Here is a 20,691-nt window from a genome sequence, read left to right as displayed (position 1 = left end):
GCTGGATCAACCACGGGACCAACAAGATGTGCGACGAATGACCACATGACCCTCAGCTCGGCTGTTCGTCGCGAACGCACTGATCAACTCGAGGCCGAACGCCGCCGCGCCGCAGGGCAGTTGGGGCGATGGCGCCTGATCGCCGCCCGAGAAGGCCGCGGCTACGCACGCGGGGGAGCCTGTGGCGTTCGCCGGGTTCCGGTTCGCCAACCCCGAGATCGGACGTCACGCGGTCATGTAGAAATCGGAGCTGACGATCAAGGTCTGCCGCAACGGATGAAGTCGGCGGGGGTAAGAGCCTGCGCCCGCTGGGGGTGGAAACCATGAGGCATTCCAGTGCCAGCGGGGGTCGCTTACCGGCTCGCCGGATCGGCCAGGGTGCGCCGTACAACATACGGGAGGGTGCCGCCGTGGCGGAGATAGTCGACCTCGTTGCTGGTGTCGAGCCGCAACCGCAGCGGGATTCGCAGGGGCGCTTGTCCGGCCCGCTCGACATGCAGTTCGATCGCGTTGTCTCCGACAGTGATTCGGTCGAGGCCGGTCAGAGACAGTTCCTCGGACCCGGTCGGTGCCAGGTCTGCGGCGGTGTGGTCAGCGGGGAACTGTAGGGGCAGCACGCCCATGCCGATCAGGTTGCTGCGGTGGATGCGTTCGAAGCTCTCGGCGATGACGGCACGAACACCGAGCAGCGCTTGGGCTTTCGCGGCCCAGTCCCGGCTGGACCCGGCGCCGTAGTTCTTGCCTGCGACGACGATCAGCGGGATTCCGGCCGCCGTGTAAGTCGCGGCCGCGTCGAAAACTGGCTCGATCCGGTCGTGGTCGGCGGTGTAAGCCCATGCCCCGCGCCGTGTTTCGTCGGGCGGGAGCAGCAGGTTGGCGATGTTCGGGTTGGTGAACGCCCCGCGCAGCATGATCTCGTGGTTGCTGCGGCGGGTGGAGTACTGGTTCAGGTCTTGCGGCTGAACACCTCGGTGCAGCAGGTATTTTCCGGCCGCGCTGGTGCGCGGGATCGCTCCTGCGGGCGAGATGTGGTCGGTGGTGACGTTGTCCCCCAAGTGCAGCAGAACCCTTGCGCCCGTGATCTCGGAGCTGGTTTCGGGTTCGGCGAGCATTCCGGTCAGGTAGGGCGGCCGCCGGATATAGGTTGATTCGGGACGCCAGTCGAAGCGCACCCCGCCTGGACCAGTGAGCTCACGCCAATGCCGAGTGCCGTGCCGAAGCGTTTCGGCGTTGGCGCGGAACATCTCGGGCCGGAGCACTTTTCCGACGACGTTGTCCACCTCGCTATCGGCTGGCCAGAGCTCGCGCAGGTAGACGGGTCGGCCGTCGCGGTCACGACCCAGCGGTGTGGTGTCGAAGTCGTGCAGGACGGTACCGGCCAGCGCGTAGGCCAGGACCAGTGGCGGGGAGGCCAAATACGCCAGCGAGATCTGCGGGTTGATCCGGCCGCCGAAATTGCGGTTGCCTGAGACCACCGCGGTGGGCTCGAATCCGCGATCGGCGAGTTGGGCGAGGGTCGGGTGCAGTCGGCCAGAGTTGCCGATACAGGTCATGCAGCCGAATCCGACGACGTCGAATCCCGTGGCGGACAGGGCCTGCGACAACCCGGCGCGATCCAAATACTCTTGCACCACACGGGAACCGGGTGACAGAGAGGTCTTCACCCACGGCTTGGCCGTGAGCCCGCGCTCGGCGGCGCGCCGGGCGAGCAGGCCGGCTTGGACCATGAGGTTCGGGTTGGCGGTGTTGGTGCAGCTGGTGATCGACGCGATCGCGACAGCGCCGGGCGGGATCGGCTCGTCGAACACGCCCTCGACCGGCTCCTGCGGCCGCGCGGCGGCGCGGAACGACTCCGGCACCCGTGAGAGCGGTACTCGTTCGTGTGGCAGGCGCGGACCGGCCAAGCTCGGCTCGACGGTGCCGAGGTCTAGAACCACCGTTTCGTCGTAGCGCGGCTCGGGGTCGGTGGCGGCCCGGTACAGACCCTGGACACGCAGGTACGCGTCGACCACGGCACGATGTTCGGTGGTGCGTGCGCTGAGTTCGAGGTAACGCATGGCCTCGTCGTCGAAGGGGAAGTACGCGCAGGTCGCCCCGTATTCGGGTGCCATGTTCGACACCGCGGCGCGCGCCGCCCACCCCAATTCGGCCGCGCCGGGACCGACGAATTCGACGAACTTGTCCACGACTCCATGTGCGCGCAGCACCGCGGTGAGCGTGAGCGCGAGATCGGTGGCACTGACCCCGTTGCACAGTCGTCCGGTCAAGTGCACGCCCACCACGGTCGGGAACCGGATGGCGACTGGTTCACCGACCATGGCGGCCTGCGCTTGTAGGCCGCCCACTCCCCAGCCGAGCACACCGATCGAGTTGATCATCGGGGTGTGACTGTCGGTGGCCACCAGCACGTCCGGATGCAGCAGGGGCGGGTCCCGGCGCTCGTCTATCCAGACGACCTGTGCGAGGGCTTCCATGTTGACCTGGTGGATGATGCCCGTCGCGGGCGGTATGACCCGGAAGTTCGGCAGGCTCTGCTCGGCCCACTTGATGAACTCGTAGCGCTCCCGGTTTCGCCGGAAGTCGATCGCCAGATTGGCCTCCAGCGCCGACGGGGTGCCGTACTCCTCCACGATCACCGAATGGTCGACGGTCAGATCGACCGGGATCGTCGGACCGACCCGGGACGGATCCCCGCCGAGCTCTGCCACGGTGTCGCGCATGCCCGCGAAGTCGGCCAGCGCGGGCAGACATGTGGTGTCGTGCAACATGATTCGGTTGGGATACACCGGAATCTCGCAGTCGCCCCCGGTCCCCAGGACACGCGCCACTGCGGCCGCGGACGCCTCTGGCGCCCGGCGCGCCACGTTCTCCAGCAGGATCCGCGTGACGTAGGGCAGGTCGGCCAGTCGTTCCGCACCGATCAGCGCTGGCAATGGCAGGTACTGATAGCTGCGGTCACCGACTGTCAACTCAGCGGTGTCAGTGGGCTGGAGCATGGAAACCATGACTACAGATTGTACTAACCGACTGAAAAGTACAACATCTTTCTTGGAGGTCCTTGACTCATCTGGTGAGGTGGGTCATATTGTTCCAATCAAGTTGCCGAGACAATCGCTCGGTAAGTCTGTTCTAGATCTGGAGTTCCACCGTGGCGATCAGCGCTGATCCGCTGGAGACGTCGACGGTCCGCACAGTCATGTGGCGGATCATCCCGTTCGTCTTCTTGCTCTACGTCGTCAATTACATCGACCGGGCCAACATCGGCTATGCCGGGCTGCAGATGAACAAGGAACTGCAGCTGTCCAGCAGCGCGTTCGGACTTGCGGCGGGCCTGTTCTTCATCGGGTACTTCCTGTTCGAAGTTCCCAGCAATATGGCGCTGGCGCGGTTCGGCGCGCGCAGATGGATCGCCCGGATCCTGATCAGCTGGGGCCTGGTCGCAGCACTGATGGCCTTCGCTCAAAACGACATTCAGCTCTATGTGCTGCGCTTTCTGCTCGGCGTTGCCGAAGCCGGATTCTTTCCCGGCATCATCGTCTACCTGACCTACTGGTTCCGCTCGCGCGAACTGGCCACCGCTACCGCCCTTTTCACAGCTGCCATCCCGGTCTCCTACATCATCGCCTCACCGCTGAGCACCTTCATCCTCGACCACGTGCACTGGTCCGGCATCAGCGGCTGGCGCTGGATGTTGCTGCTCGAGGCGCTGCCAGCGGTGGGGCTGGGACTCGTGTGCTACCTGGTGCTGGTCGAGCGACCGCAGGACGCAAAATGGCTTACTTCGCAACAGAAGCAGTGGCTCATCGCCGAACTCGAAGCCGAGCACACCGCCCGCCCGGACCGCGCGCACCTGAGTACCTGGAAGGCGCTGACCAATCGCAAGGTCCTGTATCTGGCCGTCATCTACTTCGCCTACCAGGCCGGATCGCTCGGCGTGGGCTACTGGATGCCCCAGATCGTGAAGGGCTTCTCCAAGACGCTGACCAACACTCAGGTCGGCCTTATCGGGATGATCCCCTATTCCGTCGCCACCGTCGCGATGATCTGGTGGTCACGTCGCTCCGACCGCACCGGAGAACGCAAGCGCCACACCTACATTCCACTCGGAGTCGGCGCGGTCGCGATGCTCGCCGCCGGACTGGTCGGATCGCCGGTACCGGCCGTGATCTGCATCAGCCTCGCACTGGCCGGTCTCTACGCCTTCAAGGCACCGTTCTGGGCGGTACCGACACTGTTCCTGACACGGGCGACCGCAGCGGTGGCAGTAGCCGCGGTCAACTCGGTCGGCAATCTCGGTGGATTCGTCGGCCCATACGCAGTCGGCGTGATCAAAGACGTCACCCATAGCAAGACCGGCGGCCTAGTCTTCCTCAGCGCACTGGTATTCGTCGCCTTCATCATGGCCGTGGCGATGCGACTGCGCGGCGACAACAGTCCGCCGTCACCGGTGGCCGTCAGCGAAACCGCCGAAACACGCTGAGGAGCAACCGATGCCATCGATCACCCGCCGTGGCTTCCTAACGGCGGCCGCCGGTGTGACCGGCACCATGCTCGTCGCCGCGTGCACCACCACCAAGAACAATCAGGAGAATAAGACCGTGATCGCCTATGTCGGGTCCCGCACGACGGTCGAACGCCAGGCGCGCGGGAAGGGGATAAGCACCTATTCGATCGACGCGCAGACCGGGCAGTGGACCCAGGTCCAGCAGATCGAAACGGTGAACCCCGCCTACCTGACCCTGGACCGCAGCCAGCGGTTCCTCTACGCGGTACACGGCGATGGCACCACCGTGAGCGCCTACACCATCGATCCCGCGAACGGGTCATTGACGCCACTGAACGAACAGGACACCGGCGGCAAGAACCCTGCCCACATCGTCGCGGACCCCGCCAACCGCTTCGTCATCGTCAGCAACCACTCCAGCGGCTCGGTGGTCACGCTCCCGATCCAGCCCGACGGCAGCCTCGGCCCGGTCACAGGGAAATACGAACTTCCGGGCACCCCTGGGCCGCATCGCATCGATCAGACCGGATCGAAGCCACACCAGGTGGTATTCGATCCGCAGAACCAGTTCATGATCGTGCCGGACAAGGGCCTCGACCGCATCTTCGTTTTGCGCCTCGACACCGCGAATGGGCAACTGGTGCAGGTCAGTTCGGTCGCGACCAGGGAGGCCACAGGTCCCCGGCACGTCGCGTTCCACCGCAAGCTGCCCTACCTCTACTGCATCGACGAGCTCCGCTCCACGGTCACCACCTACCACTGGGACCAGAACCAGGGACAGCTCCAGCCGATACAGATCCTTTCCAGCAGCGCACCGACCTTCACCACCGATACTCGCGGCGGCGAGATCGTCGTCGGAGCCGACGGCAACTACGTCTACGCCACCAACCGCAGCGGCGCAGGCGACAGCACCCCCGGCGGACCCGACCCCGACACCATCGGTATCTTCCGCGTCGACCCCGAAACCGGACTGCTGACTGCGATCAGCTGGCAACCCACCCAAGGCATCCGCCCCCGCTTCGCCTGCCTCGGCCCCGACAAGACGATGATCTACGCCGCCAACGAACGCAGCGACAGCATCATCGAATTCCACGCCGACGGCGACAAACTCACCCCCACCGGCCAGACCGTCGCGACAGGATCACCCACCTGCATCGCGTTCCGAACCACGAATTCCTGACCGGTTCCCAGCCCATTTCATGCGCTGGGTAATCCGGTCTTGATCCCCCGGACGACATCCAAATGACGCCGTAGGAAATCCGCCGCCTTCTCCAACTCCCCCGACTCCACCAGGTCCAGCAGCATCAGATGCTCCTTGGCCTGGTGGACCAACCGCGCGCGATCGGTTTGGTACCGGTACTCCAGCAGCCGGCGTACCCGATTCACCCGGCGCACCGAGTCCAGCAGATAACTGTTGCCAGAACAACCGGCCAGCATCTCGTGGAAACCCGAATTGATCCGGAACAGTTCATCTTTCGGCAGCAACACCACATCCCCGTGCAGCAGTCGCTCCTGCTGCGCGCGATGCCGCGCGAATGCCTCCGCATCCACCGTGAATCCTGGCTCGAGCAGCGCCGCTGGCTCCACAATCATGCGGAACCGGTAACTCTGGTCGTGCGCCTGCGCGGTCGACAACAACCGTTGGAACTCCCACCCCCTGCCCTGCCGTCGGCGAATGAGATCCTCCGACTCCATCCTGCCCAACAGCCGGTTGGCCTGCGGAACCGTCAGCCCGTACCGCCGCGACACCTCCGCCGTGGTCAGCTCCCCGGTGAATCCCCCCGTCAAATAGTCCTCACCCATCCGAAAATAAGCTCGCTCCAGCACATCCTCCCCCGCAGGCAACTCCGCGTACCGAAGATCCGCAGCCGGCCGATTGAGGAAATAGCCCCGGTTGGGCTCCTGCCGCAGCAACCCATACTCGGCGAGCGACGCCAATGCCTTCCGCACGGGCGAGCGCGACACCCCCAGCGAATCCGCCAACCACTGTTCGGGCACATGCCCGCCCTCCGCTACCTCCGATTGACGCAACAGATCCACGATCTGCATCACCAACGCCGCAGCCATCCTCACCTCAACGTACCCGGAGCTCTGTCCTGCCATCGTATCCATCCGATTCCCGACCAGCGGGATACACACCGCGGAACCCGAACGACGATCAAACACGCCAGGCCGCCGAAACCTCCATACGATCCCTGGGGCACCGAGCCCGACAGGCCCAAGCCGTTGCCCAACCCGCAAGCCGCACCTTTCCGCCCCTACACAGTGCAGGAAGCACACAAGATCACCCAGGGCCACGCCTCCTGCACCCCAGGAAATTGCGGAGCGAAAGCGTCGGCCATCAGCACCCTCGTCGCAGCTGGCCGCATGCGACCCCCTGAGCCCGGACGGCAACGCTGGGCAACGCACAGATGAAGACGAGACACATCGGCGAAGATCGGAGTGAATTAGCTTGTCTACCAACGCAATCGGCGTGACAAATACGAGCCTTACCGAATCAGTACCCGCCGCCGAACAACTCATCCGCGACCTCGTCCACAACCGCGGGTACGCCCTTGCTCAGATATTGACCATCAATGTCGACACCTACATGCCCACCACGTTGATAGGCCACACCGCCCAGCGGTATCAAGCCGTCGCGGTGATCGCTCCCAACCTGCACCACTTCGGGCTCAGCCTCAAAGCCGTCACTCACACCTACACGCTTGTCATCCCCAACCTCGCCCTGTCGGTCAGGTGAGGGTGTCGGCGGTGGTGCGTAGTTGCCGACCGAGTTGGTGTATGCGGTGGGAGGCCACGGTGGTGAAGGGGTGTAGGCACAGGTTGTAGGCGACGCGGCCCTGGCCATCGAATATGGGGGCGGCGATGACGCTGATGTAGTGGTCGTGCTGGTCGGCGGGATCGCTGGGGGCGGCGCGAACGAGTTCGGTGAGTACTTCGTTGAGATGTTCGCGCATGGTGGGCGAGAGCGCCGGGTGGAGTTTGGTCATGAAGGGTATGGCGGCAAGCACTTCGGGGCTGGTTTGCTCGACGCTGAATCCGTGGGCGCGGGTGTCGTGGAGTTGCTGCTGGACGGCGGTGGCGAAGGCGTCGCTGTCGATGCCGCTGCGGGCGATCCAGGCTCGGCGTTCGGCGGCGGGTTCCCAGGCAGCGTAGGCGGGGCCGTACGGGGCGGCGAACGGTACCCGGTCGCCGGGCGAGGCGCTCCAGGGGTGGTGGCGGCCGGGGACGAAAGCGGTGACGACGAGGGTGTCGCCGTCACGTTCGGAGACCGAGGCGGCGTAGCCGGTGTCGCGGGCCGCGGCGGCTGCCGCGTGGGCGGCGCGGGTGAGGGTCGCGGATGGATCGAGCCGGCGGGCGAGGCGGGCCAGGCCGTCGCCGACGGTGAATGTCTTGTCGGCCGGGTCGCGGGCGGCCCATCCGGAGTCGCACAGTTCGGCCAGCACCGCGGACGCGGTCGCTTTGTTGATGCCGAGCGCCGAGACGATGTCGCTGAGGCGAGTGGGCCGGTCGCGGCGCCTGACCAGCAATTCGACGACATCGACCACTCGCCGGGTCGGCGGCGAGGAAGCAGTCACGGCGGCTCCTGGAACGAAGGACTGGGCCAGACGAGGCTACGTCGACCTCGCATGCACCGGCACGGAGGGCGGACCCGACGGTGGGTGCGCGCGGCCGTGACGGGGTGGCGTTGGTCTTGACGCCTGGTGGCCTTACTCACTACATTTCTACATATTCGAACCTATAGTTCGAATATACAAACTCTCGGCGGTGTGGGTGAGAGCGCCCACGCAGCCGACCCGGGAGGCTGTCATGAACGCTGCGATCGACGGTGATCGGGTGCCGAAGCCGATCGAGGCAGATGGTCTCGCCGATATAGCAGCGATCCAGCAGTTCGAGGCGCGGTACTGCCGGTACCTGCATGCCAACGCGGGTGTCGATCACCGTCACACCGAAATCCGGCTGACCGACGCAGACCAGGGTCATCCGGCGCCGGTCGCGAATGAGCAGCCGCTCCCCCAACCACCCCGCGCCATGCTTCACGGTCCTGACACGAGCGCGGCACCCACTAACTCGCCATCGACCTGCCGGAGCGAAATCATCGGCACGACGGTGGGCAGCGCCTCGGGGCATCCGGATCGGCAAACTCGCCAACGCTAGGAGTAGATCATGATGGCGGCACAGATTCCTGCGCGCGTGGGTGACCCGGCCACCGAAGTCGCCGTAATCACCGGCGGCGCTTCGGGTTTCGGTCTCGCCCTGGCCGACCAGTGCGCGCGACGAGGGATGCGGGTCGCGCTGCTGGACATCGATCACGACCGCGCCGCCGCCGAGGCCGAGGCACTGGCCGCCCGACACGGCGTCGCGGTGCGCGCGGTCGGGATGGATGCGTCGAGTTCGGCCTCCGTCGACGCCGCAGCCGCGACCGTCGCCGACCGGTACGGACGCGCCGACCTCGTCGTGTCCAACGTCGGGGTCCAATTGTTCGGCGCGGTCGAGCGGCTCACCGACCGAGAATGGCAATGGGTGCTCGACGTCAACGTCGTCGGTGCCGCACGAACCGCGCGAGCCTTCCTGCCGCTACTGCGCAGCGCACCGAACGGTCGGCTGGCCTTCACGACATCGTCCTCGGTCCTGGATCCCGCCAGCCGGCTCGGCGTCTATCAGGCCGGCAAGTTCGCTGTATGGGGCCTGGCCGAGACCTTGCGCCTGGAACTGACCGATCAGGTCGCGGTCTCGGTGATCTTCCCGTCGGGAATGCTGTCGCGGCACTTGGAATCGAGCTCGGCCGTGCAACCGGCCGAACTGCGACGCCCGATCGGTGCCCCCGCCGACTTCGAGGCCATGGCGGCGTCCAACCCCGAGATGGTGCAAGCACCCATACCCCCAGAGCAAGCCGCATCCAACGTCGTGGACGAGGTACTGACCGGGACCCGCTACATCATCACCCACGGCGATCTCGACGCCGCCGTGCGGGAACGATCGACGCTACTGCACGACGCCGCCCAACGCGCCCGGTCCAGGACATCCACCACCGAGTCGACACCGCACCAGTCGCCGAACCACCGGGACCGCTCGCTTCGGGCAGACACCCCCGCACCGAACAACCCGAAAGCAACGAACATGGATGACTACGAGGCGATCCGCCAACTGAAGGCACGGTATTTCCGCACGATGGACACCAAGGACTGGAGCGGCATGCGCGCGTTGTTCACCGACGACGTCGTCATCGATACCACCGAATCCGGCGGTTCGACCGTGACCGGCGCCGACGAATTCCTGACCTTCCTCACCGCCGCGCTCGACGGCGTCGTCACCGTGCACCACGGTCATACCCCCGAGATCGAGCTGACCTCCCCGACCACCGCCCGCGGCATCTGGGCAATGGAGGACAACCTGCGCTGGCCCGACGGCACCGAACTCCGCGGCTACGGGCACTACCACGAGTCCTACCGCAAGGTCGGCGACCGCTGGCTCATCGCAAACCAGAAACTGACACGGCTACGAATGGATTCAACAGCGCCACAAACCCATTCATAATCGTTCCACCACGACATAGGCCGCTGCCCACACAATGCGGTGGCGCCCGTACTCAGCACCAAGGCATCGAACGACTCGACATATTCACGCCCCGAGTCCAGTTCGCGCACGATGACGGTCCGGCCGTCAGGGTCGAGTGCCACTACCTCGTGCCGCACTCGCACATCCAGTCGGAACCGTGACGCCAGCGACTCGGGCGTTTGCAGTAGCAGCGATTCCCGTTTCGGGATCACCCCGCCGACGTACGTAGTAGGGCAGTCCGCAGTTCGCGAAGGACACATGGTCGCCGCGCTCGATGACGACGATCTGCGCCGACTCCGTCAGCCGCCGCAACCGGGTGGCGGCCGACATGCCACCGGCCACTCCGCCGACGATCACAACTTTCATCACATGCCTCCCAGCGGGCCACGACATCGCTTGTGTCGGATGCCACTCTTCACAGCTATATACCCCTAGGGGTATCTTCGATCCGGAATCTAATATACCCCCGGGGGTATGAAGGGAGAATTGTGATGACCGACTCTTTGGTGGTTTCCGCGGCACACGACACCTCGCCACCAGTCCGAACCGGCGGGGTATTGGGCAGGCTCGGGGCAGCGATGGCCGGGCGCGCCCGGATCGTGTTCGGTGTGTGGTTGCTGGTGTTGATCGTTCTCGGTGCCGCCGCGCCGAGTGTGTTCACCTCCCTCGCGGGGGCGGGGTGGCAGGCCAACGGCTCGGAGTCGGTGCGCGTGCGCGAGCTCGCGCAGCAGCACTTCGGCGGTAACTCCTCGGCGGCGGTGCAGGTGGTGGTGCATTCCGACACCGCATCGATCGACAGCCCGCAGGTGCAGAAGGTGCTCACCGAAATCACCGGCGTCTTCGCCGGCGATACGCGCTTCGGCGAAGTCGTCGCGCCGCAACCGGGAATGTCGATCAGCCCCGACGGGCACACCGGGATTCTCATCGCGGGCGCGAACGCCTCCACCGATGACATGGTCAAGGCCGTCGACGAGCACAAAGATGCGCTGACAGCCTTGTCCGGCGATGGAATCGATGTCTACCCCACCGGGGCGTCGGCGTTGTGGAGTGATTTCAACAAGGCCAATCACGATGCCATGATCAAGGCCGAAATGTTCTCCTGGCCGGTGACTTTGGCGATCATGGTGCTGGCGTTCGGGTCACTGGTCGCCGCCGGGCTGCCGCTGCTGCTCACCCTGGCCGGATTGGTGGCCTCGGCGGGCGGGCTGGTGCTGCTCAACCAGATCACACCGATCTCGGTGTGGGCCATGAATTTCGCGATGATGTTCGCCCTGGCGCTGGGCATCGACTACGCGCTGTTCATCGTCGCTCGCTTCCGTGACGCGCTCACCACCGCCCCCGACGCCAAGACGGCAGTAGCCGAAACCATGGACACCGCGGGCAAAGCAGTTGTGCTGTCCGGGCTTACGGTGCTGGTCAGCCTGTCCGCGGTGCTCATCGTGCCGGCACCGGCGGTGCGGACCATGGCCGTCGGGATCATGTTCGCGGTGGCGTTCGTGCTGGCCGCTACCATGACACTGCTGCCGGCCGCGCTGGGAGCGTTGGGCGCAAAGGTCAATGCCGGCGCGCTGCCACACGCCAAGCGTCAGCAGCACCGCTCCCCCCGCTTCGCGGCCTGGGGCCGACTGCTGCACGACAAGCCGTGGCCGTTCGCGATCGGCGCGCTGATGGTGTTGATCGCTTTGTCGATTCCAGTGTTCGGGCTGAAGGTGGCAATGCCCTCGATCCAGGTCGTGCCCTCGGATGCGCCGGTGCGCCAAGGCTATGAGCTCGTGCAGGCCCAAATGGGCGAGGGCGCGCCGGGCATGCTGCAGATCATCGCCCCCGCCGATGAGGCCGCGCAAGTCGCGTCGGCCGCGATGACCGTGGACGGAATCAGCATGGTCACCCCAGCCCAACCGGCAAGCGACGATAGCGGCCTGGTGATGATGCAGGCTATGCCGAACGTCGATCCATCGGATGCGCGCATGGGCGAAATCCTGTACACGCTGCGCGATCGGTTGCCGTCCGCCGCACTGGTCGGCGGCGCTCCCGCGGAGAACCTGGACCTGCAGCAGGCCCTCGACGATTACCTGCCGATAATCGTCGGGATCATCCTGGTGCTGGGATTCGCGCTGCTGCTGATCGCCTTGCAAGCACCGTTGATCGCCGCGTTGGGCACCGTCGTCAGCCTGCTGTCCACCGCCGCGGCCTTCGGCGTCGCGAAGCTGATCTTCCAGGACGGCCACGGCGCGGGCCTGCTCGGTTTCACACCGCAGGGCTTCCTCGACGGCTGGGGACCGGTGTTCTTCTTCGCCATGATCTTCGCGATAGCCATGGACTACACGGTGTTCCTGCTGGCCACCGCCAAGGAACACTACGAACACTCCAGTGACCCGAAGACCGCGCAAATCGACGGCATGGCCCACTCCGGGCGGGTGATCTTCGCTGCGGCCGCGGTGATGGTGGCGGTGTTCTTCACCTTCGCCCTGGCCGACCCGCTGCCGCCGAAGGAAATGGGCATCATCCTGGGTGTCGCCGTGCTGCTGGACGCGTTCGCGGTACGTCTGGTGCTGCTGCCGGTGCTGCTGCGCCTGACCGGACACGCCGCCTGGTGGTCGCCCGCCTGGCTGCGCAAGGTCCTGCCCTCGATCAGCTTCGCCCACCACTGACATCGCCGTCCCAGGCTCGGCTCACGCCGAGCCCGGAAATACCCCAGGGGGTATTACACGTCGACCTGATAAAGGAAAGGAACACACCATGGTCGGCAACGAAGAGACCATCGCCCAAGTACTCAATCGCCTGCGCCGTGCCCACGGCCAGCTCACCGGGGTGATCTCCATGATCGAACAGGGTCGCGACTGCAAGGACGTCGTCACCCAGCTCGCGGCGGTGTCGAAAGCGCTGGACCGCGCCGGATTCAAAATCGTCGCCACCGGGCTGCGTGAATGCCTCACCGGCGACGCCGCCGACCCCATGACCGAAGCCGAACTCGAAAAGCTCTTTCTCACCCTCGCCTGACAACCGAAGGCACACAACATGATCGGATAACAACCCATGCCACAACTCCCCCGACACCACGGCTGGTCGATTCCCCGCGTCGTGCCATTGCTCGCAGGCGCCATCGTATTGATCAGCGCGCTACTCGCCGCAGTGTTCTCGCAATGGTGGCTGATCCTCACCGGATTCGTGGGCGCGAACCTACTGTTCTACAGCGCGGTCGGATGGTGCCCGGCGACGCTACTGCTACAGCGAGCAGGCGTTCCCGGCGAACCGGCCAGCTGCTCCCCCGCAACGTCGTCCTCCGCCGCGACACCACCACCGACGACACCATCATCGTCGAAGCCAGGCATCCCGACCTGACGGCCAAGATTACCGGCGAACCCGCACTCGAACCCATCACCGCAGAAGCCGCCACCGAACTCCGTGCCGCAATGGATTCCTTGCGCGACCATTGACATCCATCGGGCTGTCCGCAGCAATACCGAAAACCGCGCAGGCGCTCCACCCAGACGCCTGCGCGGAGCGCGCGGTCGATGTCTCAGAACCGCACCGAGCCCAACCGGGCCGGATAGTCCGAAGACATCGGGGCGGTGCCGATTCCACACCTCTGGCGCCAGCTTCGGCCCGCGCGATCGTCGTAGGGGTTGCACCCCGGCCGGGTTGCCAACCAAATCTGTTGCGGCACAGTCGATATCAACCAGGTATGCGGATCGGCGTACGCCTCCGATGTCACCCCGATGGGACGGCATGAAGTCCTCACGTCAGAGGCGGGCACGGCGAACACGGACTCCTCGAGTACATCGAGCCGCAACCGCAGCAACATCCACGCGAGGACCGCGCGGGAGTAGGACTTCACACTAGAATCCGTGATTATTTTAATATAGATTATTTTCCAGTACTCGCCTCGACTGTCGCATGCCGACTCCGACCGAAGGATGCCCCGATGAATGCTCGAGTCAGGAATACCTGCGCGCTGGGTGGGCCCGCGGCGCTCATAGTCACACTCATCGGTTGGACGATCGCGGGCATGCTTCCACTGCCATTGAGCCCGTCGGCTTCGACCGACGAGGTCGTGCGCTTCTATACCGAGGACCCGACCCGGGTAATGATCGGCTTCGTCACGGCATCGGTGGGTGTGGTGTTGATGCTTCCGATGTTCGCGCTCATTTCCATGCATATGCTGCGCATGGAAGGACGGACGCCGTTGCTGACCTTCGTTCAGGTGATCGCCGCCGCGGTGACGGTCGTCATCAACACGATTCCGCAGATGCTGTTCGCGCTCATGGCATTTCGCACCGACCGCGATCCGCATACCTTGCAATTGATGAACGACATCACCTGGATGATCCTGTTCACGCCGATCATGCCGTTCATCATTCAGAACGTGGCGATCGGCACCGCCGTACTCAGCGACAAGCGCGGTGTATTCCCGCGCTGGAGCGGATATCTCAATCTCTGGGTCGCCTTCGCGTTCATTCCCGACGTGCTCGCGTACTTCTTCCTGTCCGGTCCCTTCGCCTGGAACGGCATCTTCGTGTTCTGGCTGGCCCTCAGCGCGTACGGCGCATTCCTGGTCGGTATGTATTTCGCTGTGCGCCAGGCGAATTCCACGCTCGACGAGGCCCTTGGGTCACCTGCGGAGGCCGCCATATGACAGCGGGATCTTTCGGCGCTATCGAACTTCCCGGGTTCGTCTGGGACGAGGACGTACCGGGCCCGGCGCCCGAGACCCGGAAAGAGCCGGACAATGGCGATACACCGGGCGAGCTGGGACTGTGGGTCTTCATCCTCGGCGATATGACGTTATTCGGTCTCTTCTTCGCCGTCTTCCTGTGGGAGAATCGACACGACCGGCTGGCGTTCGCCGAGTCGGCCGCGCACCTGCACCGATCGATCGGCGCCGTCAATACCCTTGTACTCCTACTGAGTTCTTACCTCGTGGTCATCGCATTACACGCGCACCGGCAGGGAGCGGCGTCGAAAGCACGCACCGTGCTGGTCGGTGTTCTCGGGTGTGCCATGGTGTTCGCCGCGTTGAAGGGCGTCGAGTACAGCACGGCGATCACATCGGGCCACGTCGTCACCAGCAATATGTTCTGGACGTTCTACTTCGTATCGACCGGAATCCATCTACTGCATGTGCTGATCGGCGCTGTGCTGGTGATGCTGTGGCGCGAGAAGTGCCGCTACGACCGGAGCGCGACCGGCAGTCTTCGGTTCTCCGAAATCGCCGCGGTGTACTGGCACATGGTCGACCTGCTATGGGTCGTCATCTTCACACTCCTCTACGTGGGATGTTTCGCATGAAATCACTCGATATCCCACGCAGGGCGACGTGGGTCTGGATCGGCTTGGTCGCCGCCACCTGCGTGACGTGGTGGTTCGGCGTGGACCATCCGCTGGCATCGATCAGCATCGAGTTCGCGTCCGCGGGCGCGGTGGCGATCGCGTTCGCCAAGGCGTTCTTCATCGGATCGGAATTCATGGAATTGCGATCGGCGCCCCGCGCGCTGCGGCGGGCTTTCGCGTGCTGGGTCGCCGTCGTCGGCGCGACCGCCATAATCCTTTTGGTTTGCTGAACAGGAATCGCAGGGACGGCTAACGGTTCTCGTTCCGCCGCTGCCGTCGCTGCGATTTCGCGCCCAACACTGTCACCGTACCGGCCAGGATGAGGAAGTAGGCCACGTAGAGGGCGAGCAGTATCACCATTTCATGCGGGTAATTCGATAACTGCTTTGCCGATGATCGATCCCTGTTCGAGCGCGGTCAGCGCGGCGCCCGCATCGGCCAACGAGTAGCGCGCGCTCACATACGGCCGTAATCCAGACGCGACCAAGTCGCTCAGAGCAGCCATCGACTCCGCGAAAGCCGTAGGGCGAGAGCGCATGTACTCCCCCATGCCACCCCGGTGACCGATATGTTGCGCAGCAGTAGCCGATTGACCTTGATCGCAGGAATTTCTTCGCCCGACGCGAATCCGATGACGAGAAGGTTTCCCTCACGAACCTCAGACACCGAGACCCACGGGAGAGTCGTTCACGATCTGATCCAGATATTCACTCATACCGAACAGTTCGGTGCCGTCGTCGGTGATCCAGCGAGTCCGGTTTTCCAGAATTCGGGTCAACTGCTCGGTGCCCGAGGCGTCATGTTTGCGGTGCCGCAGCGGCACGGTGGCACCGACATCGCCGATCACGCGCCAGCTCCTGCCGTCCACGGCGACGAGCTCCGCCCGAATGCGGCGCGGCGTGTGGTCCGCATCCCGTTCCGTGCTGACGCGCACTTCGGTGCAACGGTGCACATCTCGGCCATCCCAGACGAATCCACCCGTCATCGGCTCGCCGTCTTCGACTCCGAAGAACGCACCCATGAACCCGAACTGCGGACTCGACCCGTGCAGCCAGCGATAGAACCAGGGCGCTTGCCATGACCGCGGGCCCCACGAGTGATCACGCAATCCGGTGCCGGCGATCTCGAACATGGTGCCGTCCACGGTGATCGATCCCGCGACGGACATGATCTGCTCGTAGTGGTTCGGCGCGAACGCGGGACCTTCGCCATCGAAGTTCTCCGCATAGGGTTCACAGAGTCGCGTGAAGGTCAGACCCACAGCACACTCGGCCAGCGGTGTACTGGCGAGTTTGCGTGGGTCGGAAAGGATTTCGGGGGAATCGAGAAGGTTCACCGTCCCGCTGAAGGTGGCCTGGAGTGTCGTGAACGGCTCCTCGACGTGGAACTCGAGGCCGGCGCCCGACATCTTCTCGTTCGTCGTCGCCTCGGGCCGCGCGAATCCGAAGGCCACTGTCCCATCGGGCAGGTAGAGGCATACCGTCCGCTCGCCGCGGCCCTCGTTCGGGCGGTTGGCCAATCTCACGAATCCGCTGATCCGATTTCCCGGGGAGTGGAAATGGAAGTACATGGATTCATTGAAGTTGGGCTCGGTCCCAACCGGGTGTGTGTAATCGTCTTCGGGCTTCACTTGTAGTCTCCTTGGCTCTTCCGGTGCCTGCCGGGGAGCCCGCCGTGGATCAGCGCGGCCGCCTCCTCGAGCAGATGGCCGATGGTCGAATCCAGCTCGACGAGGTCGAGCGAACCGTGTTCGCCCATGGCTCCCGATCGGCGTCGCAGCAGAACGCCTTGCAGCAACGTCGCCGCCCGCCAATGCGTGAAAGCGCGGTAGTAGTCGATCGAATCCACGTTCAGACCGGTTGCCGCGCAGTACATGTCGATCAGTTCCGCCCGGTTCGGGAAGCCACCGGCCCGCGTCGGGCTCGGCATGATGATCCGCGGCTCGTCGGGACCGCGCCAGTCGTCGAGTAGCCAGGCCAGATCCGCCAGCGGATCACCCAGAGTCGCCAGTTCCCAGTCGAGTACCGCGGTGATCCGGCCGGAGTCGACGAGCAGGTTCGATAATCGATAATCGCCGTGCGTGATCACTGTCCGCTGCTGCCGGGGCACCCTGTCCGCGAGCTGTGACCGGACGTACTGCCAGATCCGGTCGTGGGCGGTCTGTTCGGCCCACTGCGTCCAGTTCCGGACCGCCCGTCGCATTTGCCGCGGCAGATATTCGGTGTCGGGTCCGAGATCGTCGAGACCGACGGCCGCCGGTTCGAGCGAGTGCAGGTGCGCGAACACCTCGATCACTTGCCGTCCCAGCGCCGAACGCTGCGGCGGGCTCAGTTCCTCGGCATCGGATTCCGATTCCAGCGGCGCACCGGCCATCCGGGTCATGACGTAGAACGGGCCCGCGTCGTCCGTACCGATCACTGTTGGGAGCGGAATACCCGTGTCGGCCAGTGCGTTCAGGATTCGCGCCTCACGCAGCACATTGTGCGCGCTCGGGTCGTGTCCACCCGGCGGCGGCTCGCGCAGCACCCAGCCGGCACCCGACTCGTCGCTGATCAAGCTCGTTATGTTCGACTGGCCGAAGCCGATGCGCTCGACCCGCAGCGCACCGCTCACGTCGACGCGCTCCGACAGCCAGTTCCGAATCTGTTCTGCCCGTCCGGCTTCCGTGTCCAACAACGTTACCTACCCTCGAAGGTGGGCTTGGATTTCGTGATGAAGCTGCGCACCGCCCCGGCCGCGTCGACCGTCGCCGCGGTGCGTGCCAATGCGTCGATCTCGGCGGTCAGCTGTTCGGACAGCGTCGAGGATTCGGAATTCCGGAGCAGGGCACGGACTTCCGCGTAGGCACGCGTCGGTCCGGCGGCCAGGGTTTCGGCCCGGTTCAGCGCGACCTCCTCGAGCTGTTCGGGGTCGACGACCTCCGAGATCAAGCCCCATTCGCGGGCTTCCCGCGCATCGAGGACGCGGCCCTGATACAGCGCCTGCGCCCGGCGCATCCCGACCAGGCGGGGCAGGTACCACGAGGCGCCGCCGTCACCGGACAGGCCCAGCGCCGAGAATCCGGTCGCGAACTTCGTTCCCTCCGCGGCGAGCGCGATATCGGCGCAGTAGACCATGCCCAGCCCGCCGCCGCCAACGGAGCCGTGCACGGCGGTCACGACCGGCGCAGGCAACTCGGCGAAGATCCGAAGGGCTTCGTGGTACGGCGTCACCATCCGCCGCAGAGTTGTCGACAGTTCCTCCGGCTCGGTGTCGGCGAAGACCGTGATATCTCCCCCGACAGTGAAAGCCGAGCCATTGCCCAGTATCACCAGGGCCCGCACGTCCGGTCGCGCGGCGCAGCGTTGCGCGGCCTCGTACAGATCGTCGGCCATGGTTTGGTCGATCGCATTGCGCTGGTAGGGCCGGTTGAGCCGAAGAACGGCTATCCCGTCCGCCACCGAGAGCTCGACCGCGCGCAGACCGCTGTCCGGGGTCAGGGCCGCACACCATCGCTCACTGTCGGTGAGTTGGATGAGCCCGCTGATCCGGCCCTGCGTAAATGTCAGAATGTGGACGAATTCCGCGTCCAGTTTGCCGTGTCCGACCCGTGCGTTGCCGGTGTACCGGCCGATGACCGCGAGGCGCCCATCGTCGAGCCAGTTGAATTGCGCCGGCACCGCCCGAGCCGTGTAGTGCTTGGCGATACAACCCCAGAAATCCCGTCGCATCGCATCGGGCCCGCGGTAGACACCGCCGAGTTCGAATGGGAGCCCGTCGGTGGTCCGACCTTCGAATCGAGGGTGCAGAAGGGCGTCCAATCGCTCCCGATCCCCCGCCGCCAGGGCGTTGTACAAGTCGGCCGCCAACTCCTTGGCCGCGTCCCGTTCGTGCTCCGGCAACGGAGACGTCGAACCATCGCTTTCAGCGCTCATCGTCGAACCCAGCTCTCAGCAAATTTCTTCTAATATAGATTCGAAACCGTAGTTCATGTCAGGCTACCTGGTCAAGCGGCCACCGGTGTCCGTCAGGCTTGATCGGCCGGCGGCGGGCACAGGATGCCGCAGGGGATCGGCGGCAGACCGGGGATGATGATCATCGGCTGCTGTTGCACCGGGGGTTCGGGCTCCGACGGAGCTTCCGGCTCGGTCGGCTGGGATTCCGGCACGAGTTGGGTAACGTCCGGTTGCGATTGGTCGGTGTCGGGTTGCGGAGACGGCAGTGGAGCCGGTACGGCCGACGGCAGCGGTATACCGCCACCTCCCCCGTAGAAGGCAGACCAGCGCAATACATCCGAGGCATAGGACCTCGAGTTGTTGTAACGCAGGACGGCGTGTAGCTCCAGGTCCGGATCGCGCAGGTCCGCGCCGCCCGCGCACAGATACCGCCCTGCGGCCAAGGCCGCGTCGAACACATTGTTCGGGTCGACGTATCCGTCGCCGTCGCCGTCGCTGCCCCAGGCGGCCCACGTGCTCGGCAGAAATTGCATCGGGCCGACAGCCCTGACAAACCCGCCCCGCCCATCGGCGATGGTTTCGTTGCCGGGCAGCGTGCCATCGAGCGCGGGTCCGAGAATGGGCGTGACGGTGGTCCCGTGCACGTCGACATTGCCGCCGCCGGCATGGCCCGATTCTATTCGTCCGATTCCGGCCAGCAGATTCCACGGTAGGCCGCAATTCGGTTCGGAGCGAGCGAGATTCAGCTCGGCATTGCGATAGGCCGCAAGCACTGTCTCCGGGATTCCCCGCACAGTCGGCAGATTCGGTTCCGCCACGATCTCCGCGGCGGAGACCATGGCCGGCCGAGACACTAGTTCGCCGGGGGCCGAGACGGATGCCGCATGCGGGCGGATCGGCGGGGACACCGCGGGCACAATTCCCACGCGCTGGCTCGGCTCGGTCTGCCGCCCCGCGGCCGACTCCCCCAGTGCGAGCAGTTCGGTTCTATGCGGAGAACTCACTATCGACGAGGTGGACATGAATACGCCGACAACGCTCAGCGCGGCGAGAGTGACGCGGTGCAAAGCCATCGCAGCTCACCGCGTCTCGGCCTTGTATTCACAGCGCGGCGAGCCGGCACGACAGCGCGGGTTCGGTTCACTGCTCATAGCCGACTCCTTCGAGCACGGCGGTCGGCGAATCGGACACCTGATCGATATCCGCCAGAATCGCTTCCTGCGCGGCCGGCGGCAGCGTGTGCAGGATCGAGCGGACGCGCGCCTGACGGCGCAGCACGGCCTGACGCACCGGCATACCCGGAGTGGCCCGCATCTGCGGGATGATGCCCTCGACCTCCTCGGCGCCACCATGATGGTGCCC

Annotated in this window: 20 protein-coding genes and 1 pseudogene; 11 read left to right on the top strand and 10 right to left on the bottom strand. The window is 65.0% G+C overall.

Annotated elements, in window-relative coordinates; all coding sequences use genetic code 11:
• Positions 1–353: 353 nt before the first annotated feature.
• Positions 354–3,005 carry an aconitate hydratase AcnA gene (acnA, locus tag AB0L58_RS37825; RefSeq protein ID WP_364395106.1) on the bottom strand — a complete coding sequence of 884 codons (2,652 nt, stop codon included), beginning with the start codon at positions 3,003–3,005 and terminating at the stop codon, positions 354–356.
• A 143-nt stretch (positions 3,006–3,148) separates the two neighbouring features.
• Between acnA and AB0L58_RS37820 the strand changes: the two genes are divergently transcribed.
• A complete protein-coding gene (locus AB0L58_RS37820; protein WP_364395104.1) occupies positions 3,149–4,480 on the top strand; it encodes an MFS transporter in 1,332 nt (443 codons plus the stop codon).
• Between the two features lie 10 nt (positions 4,481–4,490).
• On the top strand, positions 4,491–5,684 hold the full coding sequence (locus AB0L58_RS37815) for a lactonase family protein (protein ID WP_364395102.1): 1,194 nt from the start codon (positions 4,491–4,493) through the stop codon (positions 5,682–5,684).
• A 17-nt stretch (positions 5,685–5,701) separates the two neighbouring features.
• On the opposite strand, the gene AB0L58_RS37810 is transcribed toward AB0L58_RS37815, so the two are convergent.
• Entirely contained in the window at positions 5,702–6,571 is an 870-nt protein-coding gene (locus tag AB0L58_RS37810; RefSeq protein ID WP_364395100.1) for a GntR family transcriptional regulator, read from the bottom strand.
• Between the two features lie 385 nt (positions 6,572–6,956).
• Here AB0L58_RS37810 and AB0L58_RS37805 point away from each other — a divergent pair, with 385 nt between their 5' ends.
• Positions 6,957–7,244: a hypothetical protein gene (locus AB0L58_RS37805; RefSeq protein WP_364395098.1), complete on the top strand. Its 288-nt coding sequence runs from the start codon at positions 6,957–6,959 to the stop codon at positions 7,242–7,244.
• Here the strand turns inward: AB0L58_RS37805 and AB0L58_RS37800 are convergent.
• A complete protein-coding gene (locus tag AB0L58_RS37800; RefSeq protein WP_364395096.1) occupies positions 7,237–8,082 on the bottom strand; it encodes a helix-turn-helix domain-containing protein in 846 nt (281 codons plus the stop codon). The genes AB0L58_RS37805 and AB0L58_RS37800 overlap by 8 nt on opposite strands.
• A 232-nt stretch (positions 8,083–8,314) precedes the next feature.
• Here AB0L58_RS37800 and AB0L58_RS37795 point away from each other — a divergent pair, with 232 nt between their 5' ends.
• Both AB0L58_RS37795 and AB0L58_RS37790 read left to right on the top strand, forming a co-directional pair.
• Positions 8,315–8,662 carry a hypothetical protein gene (locus tag AB0L58_RS37795; RefSeq protein ID WP_364395094.1) on the top strand — a complete coding sequence of 116 codons (348 nt, stop codon included), beginning with the start codon at positions 8,315–8,317 and terminating at the stop codon, positions 8,660–8,662.
• Between the two features lie 9 nt (positions 8,663–8,671).
• Positions 8,672–10,042: an SDR family NAD(P)-dependent oxidoreductase gene (locus AB0L58_RS37790; protein WP_364395092.1), complete on the top strand. Its 1,371-nt coding sequence runs from the start codon at positions 8,672–8,674 to the stop codon at positions 10,040–10,042.
• A 126-nt stretch (positions 10,043–10,168) separates the two neighbouring features.
• On the opposite strand, the gene AB0L58_RS37785 is transcribed toward AB0L58_RS37790, so the two are convergent.
• The gene (locus tag AB0L58_RS37785) at positions 10,169–10,429 is read right to left on the bottom strand and encodes an FAD-dependent oxidoreductase (RefSeq protein WP_364395090.1); all 261 of its coding nucleotides are present in this window, start codon (positions 10,427–10,429) and stop codon (positions 10,169–10,171) included.
• Between the two features lie 125 nt (positions 10,430–10,554).
• Here AB0L58_RS37785 and AB0L58_RS37780 point away from each other — a divergent pair, with 125 nt between their 5' ends.
• From AB0L58_RS37780 to AB0L58_RS37755, 6 genes are all read left to right on the top strand, one after another.
• A complete protein-coding gene (locus tag AB0L58_RS37780; protein WP_364395088.1) occupies positions 10,555–12,714 on the top strand; it encodes an MMPL family transporter in 2,160 nt (719 codons plus the stop codon).
• A gap of 88 nt (positions 12,715–12,802) precedes the next feature.
• On the top strand, positions 12,803–13,063 hold the full coding sequence (locus AB0L58_RS37775) for a metal-sensitive transcriptional regulator (protein WP_364395086.1): 261 nt from the start codon (positions 12,803–12,805) through the stop codon (positions 13,061–13,063).
• Positions 13,064–13,099: 36 nt separating this feature from the next.
• Entirely contained in the window at positions 13,100–13,405 is a 306-nt protein-coding gene (locus AB0L58_RS37770; RefSeq protein ID WP_364395084.1) for a DUF2892 domain-containing protein, read from the top strand.
• Between the two features lie 583 nt (positions 13,406–13,988).
• Positions 13,989–14,699 (top strand): hypothetical protein, encoded by a 711-nt coding sequence (locus tag AB0L58_RS37765; RefSeq protein ID WP_364395082.1) that lies wholly within the window; start codon positions 13,989–13,991, stop codon positions 14,697–14,699.
• Positions 14,696–15,352, top strand: a complete 657-nt coding sequence (locus tag AB0L58_RS37760; protein ID WP_364395080.1) for a cytochrome c oxidase subunit 3 — start codon at positions 14,696–14,698, stop codon at positions 15,350–15,352. Before AB0L58_RS37765 ends, AB0L58_RS37760 begins: the two co-directional genes overlap by 4 nt.
• Complete coding sequence (locus AB0L58_RS37755) at positions 15,349–15,624, top strand: cytochrome C oxidase subunit IV family protein (protein WP_364395078.1); 276 nt, start codon at positions 15,349–15,351, stop codon at positions 15,622–15,624. The genes AB0L58_RS37760 and AB0L58_RS37755 overlap by 4 nt, the downstream gene beginning before the upstream one ends.
• A 131-nt stretch (positions 15,625–15,755) precedes the next feature.
• On the opposite strand, the gene AB0L58_RS37750 is transcribed toward AB0L58_RS37755, so the two are convergent.
• From AB0L58_RS37750 to AB0L58_RS37725, 6 genes and pseudogenes are all read right to left on the bottom strand, one after another.
• Positions 15,756–15,899 (bottom strand): zinc-binding dehydrogenase, encoded by a 144-nt coding sequence (locus AB0L58_RS37750; RefSeq protein WP_364395076.1) that lies wholly within the window; start codon positions 15,897–15,899, stop codon positions 15,756–15,758.
• 153 nt (positions 15,900–16,052) lie between these two features.
• Positions 16,053–17,024 (bottom strand): hypothetical protein, encoded by a 972-nt coding sequence (locus AB0L58_RS37745; protein WP_364395074.1) that lies wholly within the window; start codon positions 17,022–17,024, stop codon positions 16,053–16,055.
• Positions 17,021–18,067 (bottom strand): phosphotransferase family protein, encoded by a 1,047-nt coding sequence (locus AB0L58_RS37740; RefSeq protein WP_364395072.1) that lies wholly within the window; start codon positions 18,065–18,067, stop codon positions 17,021–17,023. The genes AB0L58_RS37745 and AB0L58_RS37740 overlap by 4 nt, the downstream gene beginning before the upstream one ends.
• A gap of 5 nt (positions 18,068–18,072) precedes the next feature.
• On the bottom strand, positions 18,073–19,308 hold the full coding sequence (locus tag AB0L58_RS37735; RefSeq protein WP_364395070.1) for an enoyl-CoA hydratase-related protein: 1,236 nt from the start codon (positions 19,306–19,308) through the stop codon (positions 18,073–18,075).
• 92 nt (positions 19,309–19,400) lie between these two features.
• Positions 19,401–20,402: a lytic murein transglycosylase gene (locus AB0L58_RS37730; protein ID WP_364395068.1), complete on the bottom strand. Its 1,002-nt coding sequence runs from the start codon at positions 20,400–20,402 to the stop codon at positions 19,401–19,403.
• Between the two features lie 67 nt (positions 20,403–20,469).
• A pseudogene (locus AB0L58_RS37725) lies at positions 20,470–20,691 on the bottom strand (ABC transporter ATP-binding protein); the annotation flags it as partial.

The sequence above is a fragment of the Nocardia sp. NPDC052112 genome, from assembly GCF_040680135.1.
In the GTDB taxonomy this organism is placed as follows: domain Bacteria; phylum Actinomycetota; class Actinomycetes; order Mycobacteriales; family Mycobacteriaceae; genus Nocardia.
This window is presented reverse-complemented; position numbering and strand designations above follow the sequence as displayed.

Coding starts and splice junctions, on each gene's coding strand:
- AB0L58_RS37735 (WP_364395070.1), bottom strand. CDS start 19,308: ATGAGCGCTGAAAGCGATGGTTCGACGTCTCCGTTGCCGGAGCACGAA.
- AB0L58_RS37750 (WP_364395076.1), bottom strand. CDS start 15,899: ATGGCTGCTCTGAGCGACTTGGTCGCGTCTGGATTACGGCCGTATGTG.
- AB0L58_RS37815 (WP_364395102.1), top strand. CDS start 4,491: ATGCCATCGATCACCCGCCGTGGCTTCCTAACGGCGGCCGCCGGTGTG.
- AB0L58_RS37755 (WP_364395078.1), top strand. CDS start 15,349: ATGAAATCACTCGATATCCCACGCAGGGCGACGTGGGTCTGGATCGGC.
- AB0L58_RS37795 (WP_364395094.1), top strand. CDS start 8,315: ATGAACGCTGCGATCGACGGTGATCGGGTGCCGAAGCCGATCGAGGCA.
- AB0L58_RS37810 (WP_364395100.1), bottom strand. CDS start 6,571: ATGGCTGCGGCGTTGGTGATGCAGATCGTGGATCTGTTGCGTCAATCG.
- AB0L58_RS37760 (WP_364395080.1), top strand. CDS start 14,696: ATGACAGCGGGATCTTTCGGCGCTATCGAACTTCCCGGGTTCGTCTGG.
- AB0L58_RS37770 (WP_364395084.1), top strand. CDS start 13,100: ATGCCACAACTCCCCCGACACCACGGCTGGTCGATTCCCCGCGTCGTG.
- AB0L58_RS37785 (WP_364395090.1), bottom strand. CDS start 10,429: ATGAAAGTTGTGATCGTCGGCGGAGTGGCCGGTGGCATGTCGGCCGCC.
- AB0L58_RS37730 (WP_364395068.1), bottom strand. CDS start 20,402: ATGGCTTTGCACCGCGTCACTCTCGCCGCGCTGAGCGTTGTCGGCGTA.
- acnA (WP_364395106.1), bottom strand. CDS start 3,005: ATGGTTTCCATGCTCCAGCCCACTGACACCGCTGAGTTGACAGTCGGT.
- AB0L58_RS37765 (WP_364395082.1), top strand. CDS start 13,989: ATGAATGCTCGAGTCAGGAATACCTGCGCGCTGGGTGGGCCCGCGGCG.
- AB0L58_RS37790 (WP_364395092.1), top strand. CDS start 8,672: ATGATGGCGGCACAGATTCCTGCGCGCGTGGGTGACCCGGCCACCGAA.
- AB0L58_RS37775 (WP_364395086.1), top strand. CDS start 12,803: ATGGTCGGCAACGAAGAGACCATCGCCCAAGTACTCAATCGCCTGCGC.
- AB0L58_RS37780 (WP_364395088.1), top strand. CDS start 10,555: ATGACCGACTCTTTGGTGGTTTCCGCGGCACACGACACCTCGCCACCA.